Origin of the sequence: Ureibacillus sp. GCM10028918, assembly GCF_042666115.1 — a bacterium.
Lineage (GTDB): Bacteria > Bacillota > Bacilli > Bacillales_A > Planococcaceae > Ureibacillus.
Genome location: NZ_JBHTFK010000007.1, coordinates 420,466 through 432,459 on the forward strand (window position 1 = coordinate 420,466; position 11,994 = coordinate 432,459).

17 protein-coding genes are annotated in these 11,994 nt (G+C 34.9%); 11 read left to right on the forward strand and 6 right to left on the reverse strand.

All coding sequences use genetic code 11. The annotated features are described in order from the left end of the window. Window positions 1-36: 36 nt before the first annotated feature. Window positions 37-897, forward strand: coding sequence for a GNAT family N-acetyltransferase (locus tag ACFQU5_RS11395; RefSeq protein WP_390287834.1), 861 nt, complete (start codon window positions 37-39; stop codon window positions 895-897). On the opposite strand, the gene ACFQU5_RS11400 is transcribed toward ACFQU5_RS11395, so the two are convergent. Next, window positions 890-1,855: an NAD(P)-dependent alcohol dehydrogenase gene (locus tag ACFQU5_RS11400; RefSeq protein ID WP_390287836.1), complete on the reverse strand. Its 966-nt coding sequence runs from the start codon at window positions 1,853-1,855 to the stop codon at window positions 890-892. The genes ACFQU5_RS11395 and ACFQU5_RS11400 overlap by 8 nt on opposite strands. A gap of 169 nt (window positions 1,856-2,024) precedes the next feature. On the opposite strand from ACFQU5_RS11400, the gene ACFQU5_RS11405 reads away from it, so the two are divergent. Next, window positions 2,025-2,492, forward strand: coding sequence for a GNAT family N-acetyltransferase (locus ACFQU5_RS11405; protein ID WP_390287838.1), 468 nt, complete (start codon window positions 2,025-2,027; stop codon window positions 2,490-2,492). Between the two features lie 35 nt (window positions 2,493-2,527). Beyond that, complete coding sequence (locus ACFQU5_RS11410) at window positions 2,528-3,244, forward strand: AAA family ATPase (RefSeq protein WP_390287840.1); 717 nt, start codon at window positions 2,528-2,530, stop codon at window positions 3,242-3,244. A 60-nt stretch (window positions 3,245-3,304) separates the two neighbouring features. On the opposite strand, the gene ACFQU5_RS11415 is transcribed toward ACFQU5_RS11410, so the two are convergent. Next, the gene (locus ACFQU5_RS11415) at window positions 3,305-3,484 is read right to left on the reverse strand and encodes a hypothetical protein (protein ID WP_390287842.1); all 180 of its coding nucleotides are present in this window, start codon (window positions 3,482-3,484) and stop codon (window positions 3,305-3,307) included. 31 nt (window positions 3,485-3,515) lie between these two features. After that, on the reverse strand, window positions 3,516-3,722 hold the full coding sequence (locus ACFQU5_RS11420) for a hypothetical protein (protein ID WP_390287844.1): 207 nt from the start codon (window positions 3,720-3,722) through the stop codon (window positions 3,516-3,518). A 176-nt stretch (window positions 3,723-3,898) separates the two neighbouring features. On the opposite strand from ACFQU5_RS11420, the gene ACFQU5_RS11425 reads away from it, so the two are divergent. Together ACFQU5_RS11425 and ACFQU5_RS11430 are read left to right on the forward strand one after the other, a co-directional pair. Next, the gene (locus tag ACFQU5_RS11425) at window positions 3,899-4,183 is read left to right on the forward strand and encodes a VOC family protein (RefSeq protein ID WP_390287846.1); all 285 of its coding nucleotides are present in this window, start codon (window positions 3,899-3,901) and stop codon (window positions 4,181-4,183) included. 87 nt (window positions 4,184-4,270) lie between these two features. Next, window positions 4,271-4,663: a VOC family protein gene (locus tag ACFQU5_RS11430; RefSeq protein WP_390287848.1), complete on the forward strand. Its 393-nt coding sequence runs from the start codon at window positions 4,271-4,273 to the stop codon at window positions 4,661-4,663. 41 nt (window positions 4,664-4,704) lie between these two features. Here ACFQU5_RS11430 and ACFQU5_RS11435 read toward each other — a convergent pair whose 3' ends face one another. Then, window positions 4,705-4,884, reverse strand: a complete 180-nt coding sequence (locus tag ACFQU5_RS11435) for a small acid-soluble spore protein H (protein ID WP_390287849.1) — start codon at window positions 4,882-4,884, stop codon at window positions 4,705-4,707. A gap of 284 nt (window positions 4,885-5,168) precedes the next feature. On the opposite strand from ACFQU5_RS11435, the gene ACFQU5_RS11440 reads away from it, so the two are divergent. Further along, window positions 5,169-5,372: a hypothetical protein gene (locus ACFQU5_RS11440; RefSeq protein WP_390287851.1), complete on the forward strand. Its 204-nt coding sequence runs from the start codon at window positions 5,169-5,171 to the stop codon at window positions 5,370-5,372. A gap of 76 nt (window positions 5,373-5,448) precedes the next feature. Here the strand turns inward: ACFQU5_RS11440 and ACFQU5_RS11445 are convergent, their stop codons facing one another. Then, entirely contained in the window at window positions 5,449-6,003 is a 555-nt protein-coding gene (locus tag ACFQU5_RS11445) for a GNAT family N-acetyltransferase (RefSeq protein WP_390287853.1), read from the reverse strand. A gap of 278 nt (window positions 6,004-6,281) precedes the next feature. Here ACFQU5_RS11445 and ACFQU5_RS11450 point away from each other — a divergent pair, with 278 nt between their 5' ends. Next, a complete protein-coding gene (locus ACFQU5_RS11450) occupies window positions 6,282-6,536 on the forward strand; it encodes a hypothetical protein (protein WP_390287855.1) in 255 nt (84 codons plus the stop codon). A 178-nt stretch (window positions 6,537-6,714) separates the two neighbouring features. Here ACFQU5_RS11450 and ACFQU5_RS11455 read toward each other — a convergent pair whose 3' ends face one another. Next, on the reverse strand, window positions 6,715-8,712 hold the full coding sequence (locus tag ACFQU5_RS11455; protein WP_390287857.1) for a methyl-accepting chemotaxis protein: 1,998 nt from the start codon (window positions 8,710-8,712) through the stop codon (window positions 6,715-6,717). Between the two features lie 292 nt (window positions 8,713-9,004). Here ACFQU5_RS11455 and ACFQU5_RS11460 point away from each other — a divergent pair, with 292 nt between their 5' ends. The 4 genes from ACFQU5_RS11460 (at window position 9,005) to ACFQU5_RS11475 (ending at window position 11,923) form a co-directional block, all read left to right on the forward strand. After that, window positions 9,005-9,649 (forward strand): HAD hydrolase-like protein, encoded by a 645-nt coding sequence (locus tag ACFQU5_RS11460; protein ID WP_390287859.1) that lies wholly within the window; start codon window positions 9,005-9,007, stop codon window positions 9,647-9,649. A gap of 101 nt (window positions 9,650-9,750) precedes the next feature. Next, entirely contained in the window at window positions 9,751-10,116 is a 366-nt protein-coding gene (locus ACFQU5_RS11465) for a VOC family protein (protein ID WP_390287860.1), read from the forward strand. A gap of 224 nt (window positions 10,117-10,340) precedes the next feature. Then, window positions 10,341-10,778, forward strand: a complete 438-nt coding sequence (aac(6'), locus tag ACFQU5_RS11470; protein ID WP_390287862.1) for an aminoglycoside 6'-N-acetyltransferase — start codon at window positions 10,341-10,343, stop codon at window positions 10,776-10,778. Window positions 10,779-10,849: 71 nt separating this feature from the next. After that, window positions 10,850-11,923 carry an AbrB family transcriptional regulator gene (locus ACFQU5_RS11475; RefSeq protein ID WP_390287864.1) on the forward strand — a complete coding sequence of 358 codons (1,074 nt, stop codon included), beginning with the start codon at window positions 10,850-10,852 and terminating at the stop codon, window positions 11,921-11,923. Window positions 11,924-11,994 lie beyond the last annotated feature (71 nt).

The window sequence follows — 11,994 nt, forward strand, 5'->3', positions numbered from 1 at the left end:
AATTAAATGACACGAGTAATTGAAGAGGTCGATGATTTGGATGAATTAGCAAAATTTCTGGTTGAATTAAATACTCAAAAATCATTTCATATTGGCTATTGCGGTGACAAAGCTGAAGAAGTTTATGAAACATTAAAAGAGGATTTCGTTCAAGAAAATGGTGAAGTTTCTTTTCAAGTTGCTAGAAATACTGATGGGGAAATTGATGCTGCTATTGGGTTGGACATTGATGGTGAAAGAGCGGAAGTATGGGGACCATATAATAAAACTTCATCCCTAACCTTACAACATCAATTGTGGGAACAGCTATTGAAAGAGTATCCAACAATTAGAGCTTTTAATTTCTTTTTAAATAGTGAAAACCTAAAACAGCAGGATTTTATGAATACTCTACAAGCTGTTAAGACTGGAGAGTATCTTATTTTAGAGGTGAAAAAGGAAACCTTTGAAGCTGTACAGGAATTAAAAAGTACAAAATTTACTCAAAGTGATTTTCCGGCATTTGAAACTTTGCATGAAACAGCATTTCCTAATACATATTATAATGCCAAAACAATTGTGAATCGCTTAAATGAGAAATGTATTTTAAATGTGCTGAAATCTAAAACGGGTGAAATGCTTGGGTATGCCTATTTTGAGGTGGATTTAGCAATGGAAGAGGCTACATTATATTATTTTGCTATTTCTCTCACTGCTCAAAATCAAGGATATGGAACGAAGTTAGTAAAGGAAGTTGTAACAGAAATATTTGCTTTTGCTTCTATAAGGGAAATAAAGTTGTGCGTAGATCGGAAAAATGCCCAAGCAAATCATGTTTATTTTAATGTAGGCTTTAAAGAAAAGAATGTATTGTATAGCTACAGACTTAATCTAAAAGACACGGACCCAATTAAATAGAAATGACCACTTTCCCTTGAGCGTGACCTTGTTCAAAATACTTAAATGCTTCTTTAAGTTCGCTTAATTTGTAAGTGCGATCAATTACGGGTTTAACTTTATTGGCATCAATAAGTTCTTTTATAAATAGTAAATCATTTTGATTCGCTTTCTGCAGCATGTTCTTCAGGTTCTTTTTGTTTGTTAAGGAAAGAAGAGGACCTAAGAACATGGCTTGGTACATTTGGGCTTCTGAACCACCAATCATTACGTAAGAACCATTTGGCTTTAATAAGCGATTATATACTGAAATTGGACTATTGCCGTTGACGGCAAGAATAAGATCAAAGCGAGCTTCTAATTTTGAAATATCTTCTTTAGTATAGTCAATAACATTATCTGCACCAAGTGAACGTGCAATCTCTATATTTCTTGTACTACAGACCGCAGTCACTTCGGCATTGTACGCTTTAGCAATTTGAATGGCAAAGGTACCAACACCTCCTGAAGCACCATTTATTAATACCTTCTGACCGGAAATAATTTTGCCTTTTTGCAAGGCCTGTAAAGCAGTAACGGCTGCCATCGGAACAGCGGCGGCTTCTTCAAAAGTAAGATTAGTCGGCTTATGAACTAATGCTTGTTCTGGGACAGCGACATATTCGGCAAATCCTCCCCAACCGAAAGCGGATAAGTCGCCGAACACAGTATCACCAGGTTGAAATTGTGTTACATTTTTACCAACCGTTTCAACTATACCTGCGATATCTCCACCGGGTATAGCAAATTTAGGTCTGAACAAACCAAATGCCATTCGAGCTAAAAATGGCTTTCCTGATAGAAGAACCAAGTTGCCATAATTTAATGATGCAGCTTTAACTTTTACCAAAACTTCATCATCTTTTTGGAATGGCTGATCAACTTCATCTAACTCCAGAACATCTGGTGTTCCGTATTTCTTTGTAATAATGGCTTTCATAGGAACCCTCCAAAATTTGATATTACTATAAGAAGATATTCCAAGCAGGGGATTTCAATACTAGACGGATAATAAAAAAGTAGGAAAATTTTTTTGAAAAATTTGGTTGATAAATTAGGCGGAAAAATATAAAATTAGAACAAGTGTTCTTGGTGTTGAGGTGTTTATGATGGAGCTTTGTTTTTATGATGAGAAGTATAAAGAGGCAATCGAACAGTATCAAATTACAGAGGATCAACTTAGATTTACCGGTTCACCAATGGAGTGTACTCAGCTTTCAAATGAAGATTCAGACCGATATGTCATATTGTCTATTGAAGGTGGCAACCTGGTTACGTACTTTAATCTACATCAAAATAAGGGAGTAGAACCTTATTCTAAAAACCCTAATGCAATCTTATTGAGAGCTTTTTCAACAGATTTTCGTTATTTAGGAAAAGGCTATGCAAAACAGGCATTAAAGTTATTGCCGGCTTTTATAAATCAGCATTTTAACCACATTAACGAAATTGTATTAGCTGTGAACCTTAAAAATGTACTCGCACAAAATCTATATGAAAAATGTGGTTACGTTGATGAAGGGGAGCGTAGAATGGGCAAGAAAGGTGAACTCATAATTATGAGCTATTATTTATAATAGTTTGTATAACGAAAGCCGAACGGAGGGTGATGATGTTTCTAAAAAGAATTGAGCTCCAAAGAGATCTTATTCCAACTTATAATGAATATCCTTTTTCAATTCCGACAATAAAAACGCTGGATCAATTAGAGATTCAAAATCAGGTAACGTTTTTTGTAGGAGAAAATGGTTCTGGAAAATCGACACTTTTAGAAGCAATAGCAGAAAAATGCGGGTTTAATACTGCTGGTGGAGGAAGGAACAATTTTTATGATGTTCACCGGTCCGAATCCGCATTAGGTGAGTTTATTAGACTTTCATGGTGGCCAAAAGTGACAAACGGTTTCTTTCTTCGTGCGGAGTCATTTTATAATTTTGCATCGCACTTAGATGAAGTAGCAGCTTTTAATGCTTATGGTGGGCGCTCTTTACACGAACAATCTCATGGGGAATCCTTTATGTCTTTATTTTCCAATCGATTTAACGGAAATGCCATTTATTTATTGGACGAACCAGAGGCAGCATTATCTCCTCAGAGGCAGCTTGCATTTTTAAGGATTTTATATGATTTAGTACAGGAGGGAGAGAGTCAATTTATTATTGCTACTCATTCGCCAATACTTTTAGGTTATCCTAATGCTACTATCTTTAATTTTGATGAAGATTCCATAGATGAAATTAAATATGAAGAAACAAGTCATTACCAAATCACAAGATACTTTTTAGAAAATCGTGAGAGATTTATAAATGAGATCTTTGATGATGAATAATATGCCAAAATAAATGCACCAAAAGTATCGAAAAGATACCTTAAGTGCATTTACCGTTAACTAGTTATTTCTGTTCTTTTTTTGTTTTTTATTGTTGTTGTTGTTGTTGTTGTGCTTAATTTCTTGTACATCTAACTCTTGAGCAATCTCTTGGTTGTTATTTTGGTTGTTATTTTGCTTATTCTTTTTTTGATTATTTTGGTCATTGTTATTTTTTTGTGCTTTGTTCTTTTTACTCATTATTAATTCCTCCAATGTTGTTTAGGTTAATTTATCTTTTATTTGATTGCTGGTTTTTATCATGATTCGTTGCATTGTTCTTATTTTTAACTTTTGAATCGAACTCTTCTGCAATCTCAGCAGTATTGTCTTCCGGGTTATCCCGATGACTTGTTGTATTTCGATGCAAATGTGCGTAGGTTTCGAAAGGGTTGTGGGTTCTCACATTCATTGTTTCTTTGCTGTTTTTATTCCCCATGGATTCACCTCCTAGATACTAATTTGCTCCGTAAAATTTGTTTTATTCTAAAAGATATCTTTACATGTGGTAACATTAATTTCCAATTTGTTAATGAAATTTGATAGGTTGTTCAAGGTATTTTTTACTTATTTGAGAAGTTAGATTAAGAAAAGTTCAATAAAGGAGGTAGTGAATTGGCAAAAGTAGTTGGATTTGAAATGAGTAGTCAAGATCCACAAAAAGCAGCAGCATTTTATTCAAACGTGTTTGGATGGGAAGTGGCGGAACCAAAGTGGGATTATTGGGCAGTGACGACTGGACAAGCAAAAAAACATGGAATCGATGGTGGCATTAGTAAAGGACCAAGTGATTATCCCCATGGAACAAGAATTCAATTAGAGGTAGAATCAATTGATGATGCCATTAAGAAAGGCGCTAGACAACGGAGCAATGATTGTTCGCAAGAGAATGGAATTTGAAGATTTTTATCTAGCTTATTTAGTTGACCCGGTTGGAAATGGGTTCGGACTATATCAAAAAATAAGCGATTTTTAGGAAGCTTTCAAATGGAAAAAGCAATCCCTATAAAAAATCAAATGAATGCTGTTTTTGTGCATGTGAGCAGCTTAAAAGTATCGGTAAAATGGTACAGTGAATTACTTGGATTGACTGTTGATTTAGAGAAAGTAAAATCACCTGTTTTTAATGTACCTGTAGTGGGTACTACTTCACTCACTTTGGATGACCACACCTTTGACGCAGACTTCAAGCATTTCCCAATTCCCAGTCCAATTTTCAATTTTTATACGCCGAATATTGAGGAAGCCTACCAGTACATAAAAGAAAAGGGCTATAAAGTAGTTCGAGAAATCGAATGGCATTATGAAATGGCTTGGTTTAATGTAGAAGATCCTGATGGAAATGTTGTGATGATTTGCAATGCAGGCAATAGTAAGTGAGAACATTGAAAACACCAATGTTCTCACATTCTTGCTTCTAATTAATGCTCCATTAAATTAGATAAAGGAACATCTTGTTCTTTTTGCGGATCATCGAGAGGATAGATTCTAGCAGTTCCTTTGTCCGCGTCTACATGTTGGATGTAGACCTTTTCTCCGTTGTACAATACATTTGCAATGACTGGTGATTCTGAAATTTCTTGGGCTCTTTGAGCATTCATCATTAAATCCTCCTATAATAGAATTTACTTCTTGCTGCCGACTATATTATTTACATTCCTCTAATAATTAAAACGGTTTAGACGTCAAAATAATATCTACTCTTGTGGGTCAAAAACTGAAATCCAATATTTGAGTTAAGCTTTCAATTGAAATGAAACATTCGCATCTTCTTGCCGTATATAAGATATCGGAAGTTCAAAAAAATATGCAATGTATGGTCATATTCCTTTTGAATTTTTCATAAATTATAATTGTTGCGGATTTTAATGAGGAGTGTAATGAAGTGTACCTTAATATAAAAAAACAAATCACAATTATTATTTCATCTCTCGCTATAATGATTACTATTGGATTATCGATTGATATGTATTTAACCCATAAAAAAATAATGGAAGCGTCTAATGCTTGCTATGATCGAAATGGAAACCCGATTGTACATAAAGAAGGGCTCATATCTAACTGGTCTTTTTCTTGTGATGGTCTATAAAAGATTGAAAAAATCACCTCTTTGTGTTGAGGTGATTTTACGTAAAAGTATATAAGATAAAAATTCATCTTTACATTTATTTTTTAGAAGTTTTGCTTTCCAACCACTCATGCTCTAGGATACCGTAGAAGTGAGAGTCTCTCCAGCCGTTATGGATTAGAAAGTCATCCCGAATCGTTCCTTCTCTTATCATGCCTGCCTTTTCCAGGACCTTCACAGAACCTATATTTCGGGGGTCACATGTTGCAGAAATTCGATGCAAATTTAATTGTTTAAAACCGAATTCTATTAATATCTTTGCAACTTCCGTAGCGTAACCAAATCCCCAATAATCTGGATGTACTACATATCCAATTTCACCTTTTCTATCTATAAAATCTTGTATATTGATTTCACCGGAACCGATTAGTTTATTTTCTAAGATTACTGCAAAAACAAAGCGCGATCTAGGGATCTCATTACTCTCTGAAATGACTTGCTGAACAAATTCCCACGAATCTTCTTCTGAATTTGGTCCCCAAGGTTGATACTTGCAAACATCAGGGAGAGCAGCATACGCATGCACATCTACCCAATCTGTTTCTTCCATTTCTCTTAAAGTGACTCTGTTACCTACTAAACTAGCCATCATCCGAAATCCCTCCCAAAAACATGTGTGTAAAGTTAGTGCAAGTCTATAAAAAATCTCAAAGCCCCTAAGGTTCTCCGTACAATAACTCAAAAGCACATAGCGAAATGTAAAGGATGTTTCTAACTACTTAGCGAAATAATTAGAGGGGGTGAATATACACCGTGCAACTGAATGCATTAAGCATAAATCACCAATACGCTTATCGAATACTAAACTGGAAATACGAATCGCCATATGATTTTTAAAATAGTGAATATAAAAAAGAAGCGCTGGATGAATTGCTTGATGGTACATACTATGCTTTAGTTGATATGGAAAATGAATTATTTGGATTTTTTTGCACTGGTCAATCGGCACAAGTTCCAGCTGGACATGCTGCTTTTGCTTATGAAGAAAATTTTATAGATATGGGGCTTCGAATGAATCCTCGTTTAGTAGGACAAGGAAGAGGAGTGGAGTTGTGTTCTTTCATAATTAAAGTAATAGAAAAGAAAAATCAAAATACCCATTCGTCTAACTGTTGCTACATTTAACAAAGAGCAATTCGTTTGTATATAAAATTAGGGTTTAAAAAAGAAAAAGAATTTCGAACGGACAGTGCAGAATTTATGACGATGGTAAGAAGGGTGGAATTGCCTTCTAAATAAAAAGATCGACCCAAAAGGGGCTGAAGACACTTTTGGGAGGAACTTATTTTTTATTTAATAGAGGTTATTTTATTTTAAACTTACTTATAGCGGTTGTTAGCTTTGTACTTAAGTTATTTAATTGTTCAGAGGCATTTGCCACAGATTGGATTGCTGTCAGCTGTTCATCGCTCGAAGCACTTACTTCTTCACAAGCAGCGGCAGTGGATTGAGCTGTCAGTGACATTTCTTCAATTGTTTGAACTACTTGATCTTTATAACTTACAATTCCGTCGATCTGTGAAATTACATTCTTAAATGTGCCTTCCATATTTTCTATTAGAGTAGAAAGATCTTTGAAGAGGGAACTTGTATCTTCTACAACAATGCCTTGAGTTTGGAAGGTTTTTTGCATTTCCGTCATTTGGGTTGCCACTTGTTGAGATTCGGATTGTAATTCCAGAATTGTCGTTTTCACCTGTTCAGTTGCTTTTGCTGATTGTTCGGCAAGCTTTCTAACTTCTTCTGCTACAACAGCGAAACCTTTTCCATGCTCACCAGCTCGGGCAGCTTCGATACTTGCGTTTAGTGCAAGTAAATTTGTTTGAGCCGAAATTTCAGATATCGTACTCATCACAGTGTCGATTGCACCAACTTTAATTTCTAACCCATTGATTGCTTGTGCCATATTCGTTAATTCGTATTTTGAGTGATCGAAGGAACCTAATAAATTTTTCATTTTGTCATGACCCATGACGTTTAATTGATCCGCTTCAACTGTAATCTCATGTAATGAATTAGTCTGAACCTTCATATCATTGATTTTATCGCCAAGTTGCCCTGTAGTTTCAGTTACCATATCTGCATTTTCAGATGAAGTGGTTGCTCCGATTGCGATGTCATTTACAGCATTTGACACTTCAACACTTGAAGCACTTGTTTCTTCTGCAAGTGCACTTAAATGATGTGAACGTTCTTCTACATTATTCGATGAGTCTTGCACAACTGTAATAATATTTTTCATATTCTCGATCATTGAATTGAAGTGCTGGGTTAGCTTACCGATTTCATCCTGTGACTTTACTTCAATATGAACGGATAAATCACCCTGAGATACTTCTTCCATTAAAGTACCGAGATTATTAATAGGTTTTAAAACGTTTGTAATAAACAGGAACAAAACAATAAATGTAACAACAATAATGGCAATAGCAATGAAAACAATTACTTGTTGAATACTATTAGCTAAGTCGTTTAAATTATCTGTATAATACACTGCAGCTACTGTCCAGTTTAACTCAGGTACTTTATTGTAGACGACTACAGATTGTTGACCGTTAATTGTTGTAGTTTCTAGGTTGTTTTTACTTTCTGTGTCAGCTTGTATTGCTTGAACGAACTTTTCTGATCTGAGGTTTTCGCCTATTTTTGAAGGATGAACAATCGCAGCTCCTTCGTTATCTAAAACTACTGGATATCCTTTATATCCTAATTCAGTAGATGAAAGCGTTTCTGTAAGTTGGTCTAATAAGATATCAACACCTAAAACACCAATTACTTCATTTCCATCTTTGACAGCTATAGAACCGGTTACCGCATACTCACCCGTAACACTATCAAGGTATGGGGAAGACCAAACAAATTGATCTGGATTTTGGATGGCATTTGTATACCAAGGACGAGTTGTCATATCTAATGCATCTATTCCTTCAAAATGAGGTTCAATAATGGTGTAATTACCATCAGTAAAGTAAATACCTGAGGCTGATTCATAAATGGATAAGTATTGGGCTAGATCTGCACGGTAAAGTTGATCAGCACTATCATCATATGTAAGTGAGTTGGTATAAAAGTTTTTTACATCAGGTGATGCGGCTAGTTTTAATATACTTTTCTCATAGGTAGATAAAAATGTCGTAATGTTTTCGGAAAGTCCATCCACCACTACTTCACTCTGTTCAATTACACTATCTTCCGTCTTCGTAGTAATTAAAAGTGAGCTTACTGTTCCTAAAGTACCAAGCCCTAGTACAATAATTATTAAAACAATGGCTAGTATTCGCCATCTAATAGATTTCTTCAAAGTAATCCCTCCAAGTATAGTAAAATTATAATGACAATATAATATCAAATACTTATTTGTGAGTATGTTAAAAATTTATGCAATTTAGTATTTTTTTATTATTTGCAAAATATATTTTTAATATAATTACAATATTTTTAATATATTTACTTTTTATTACAAAATACTGATATAAAAGATTCAATAATAGATTTGCTAAGCTATTATATGTAGGAGTGATGGATTAATAAGAAAGGTACTAAAAGTATTAAAATTTTTCGTGATAAGCAATATTCACAATGGGAGGTAAGCAATGAATCAAGCAATTATATTTGATATGGATGGTACTCTATTTCAAACGAATAAAATACTGGAGCCGGCATTAGAAGCAACCTTTGACGTGTTAAGGGAAAATGGTTTGTGGGATGATGTAACGCCGATCAACAAATATCGTGAAATCATGGGAGTGCCTTTATCCGTTGTTTGGGAAACGCTATGTCCCGATTTTTCCCAAGATGACAGGGAGCAGAGTAATGAGCTATTTCAAGAGAAACTTAACGAGATGATTCGCAGGAAAAAAGGGGCTCTCTATCCACATGTGGTAATGACTCTCCAATCGCTAAGCACCAAATATTTCCTTTTCGTTGCAAGTAATGGGTACGAAGAGTATTTACAAACAATTGTTGATACATATGATTTGCATCACTATTTTAAAAATATCTACAGTATTCAATTAATACCATCAGGGAATAAATCGGAATTGGTAAAGAAGGTTGTAGAAGAGAATGATCTTGCCAAAGCATGGGTAGTGGGAGATCGATTGTCTGATTTTAAAGCTGCTAAAGATAATGCTTTGACTTCTATAGGGGTAAATTTTGATTTTGCTCAATTGGATGAATTAAAGCAAGCTGACATCGTCATTAACGATATGAAAGAATTAACTACTCTCATTCCATAGAAAATGTAAGTTTCTAACTAATCGTGTTATTTATCTAACTATAGTTTGGAGATAATGACGGAGTGGTAAAATGTGAATAAAAAAAGGTTGGAGGAACTAGTTTGATAAGCGCAAATCCATACATTTTTGTAGAGAACTGTCTTGAAATCATCGAATATTATCGAAATATATTAAATGGTGAAATTCGAAATGTTCAACAAACGGAGGAAGGCAAGTGTCTATATGCAGAACTTGTTGTAGGCAATAGTATAATCCATTTTTCGGATGATTTTGGGAAAACGAAACAAGGCGATAATGTTCGAGTAAGTCTTGCTTGTGAAAGTGAAGAAGAAATTACAAGAGTTTATAACGATTTAAGTGTATCGGGGAATGTGACTGTGGAACTCCAAGATACGCAGTGGGGGGCATTACATGCCAATTTAGTGGACCAGGTTGGTGTTGGGTGGCTTTTGAGTTACCAAAAATAGGTTCCGTAATTTTGAATGGAGAAGGGCAAACCTAAATTTTATGATTGTATTCTTTAATCAAATCGCATAATCTTTGGAACTCTGTACATTCTAAGCGTGGTCAGAGCACAACTGATTCATCCTTCAACAAAAACCGGTTTCTATTGTGGAAATCGGTTTTTGTAATTGCTTAAATTTGGTAAATAGTTGATAATTTCAGTAAATAAGAAGGGGATGAGTGGGGAATGATCAAACAAGCAAATTTGGACAATGCTAGAGTAGTTTCCGAATTAGCGTTATTACTCTGGACAGAAAATACAATTGAAGAATTCATGAGTGAAATGGAAGAACTACTTGCTTCTGACCGTGCTGCAGTTTTCATTGCTTATGAAGAGGGTATAGCAATTGGATTTGCACAATGTCAACTACGAACAGATTATGTGGAAGGAACTGAATCAAGTCTAGTTGGGTATTTAGAAGGGTTATTTGTAAAACCAGCTTATCGCAGGAAGGGATATGCCAAGCAACTTGTTGCACACTGTGAACAATGGGCAAAAAACAAGGGTTGTACGGAATTTGCAAGTGACTGTGAATTACATAATGAAGAAAGTTTAGCTGTACATTTAAACTTGGGATTCAAAGAGGTAAATCGTATTATTTGCTTTACAAAGAGATTAATATAAACTCTTTGCTCAATAAATCATAATTTATGGTAATCTATTTAGGAACACGAAATAGAAATGAGGGTTCCCTATTGCATGTAAAATCAATTAGTTTAGTTGTAATTATTAGTGTTATTGGGGCAGTATTGTTCGATATGCTAGGTTTACCGGTTCCATGGATGCTCGGTCCTTTGTTTGCTGTGTTAATTAGTCAATTTTTTATTAAGATAGAACTTTTCTGGCCTGTTCAATTTCGAAATATAGGGTTAGTGGTCATCGGTGTTTCCATTGGTCAAACCTTTCAATTAAATGTTTTTTCAGGAATGGGCTGGTTAATTTTTCTTATGTTTCTTATCAATATTGCTTTGGTCGTAATTAGTATTGCTATGGCGATAGGAGTTCATAAAATCGGGAATGTTTCTTTGAAAACTGCGTTAACCTGCACGGTCCCAGGTGGTTTAGGGCAAATTGTTGTTTTTGCCGAGGAGGAAAAGGATATTAATCTCGCAGTGGTTACCTATTTTCATGTGGTGCGTGTAGTAAGTATCGTCATTTTCATTCCGTTTATTTTATCTGGGCATGTGGTTCAATCGGGAGTTGCGGATAGTTTATTAGATATAGAGCTGCTGCCGTTAGTCATTCTATTATTAGTGGCAGGCGGAACTGTATGGATCGGGAAAAAGATTAAATTACCAGTACCATACTTTTTAACACCCATATTATTTGTTATTGTACTAACTCTATTTTCTGTAGAGACACCTCATGTTCCGAGCATTTTGTTACATATAGCGCAATTATTAATGGGTGCGTATATTGGTTTACTACTAAAGCCAAATATGATTAAACTCGGAAAAAGGGTTATCCTATTGGGGATAGGGAGTTCTTTATTATTAATTGCCATCACATTTGGGCAAGGGTTCTTATTAGTACATTTCTTGGGATACTCTTTATCAACAAGCTTCTTAAGTACAGCAGCAGGTGGACTCGATCAGATGAGTTTACTAGCGACTGCTATCGGAGCAGACGTATCGGCGGTAACTGTGTTTCAGATTTTCAGGATTTTATTTGTCTTTCTATTTGTATTACCCTTATTGAAAATGGCTTGCACATATATTGATAAAAAACAAGGGAAAGAAATAAATGATAGCCAAAAGGTGCTCCAATAACGGAACATCTTTTTTGTTTTTATTCTAGGGCTTTTTTAGACTGCTGGTAAAACAATGGAGAATTCTGGTTT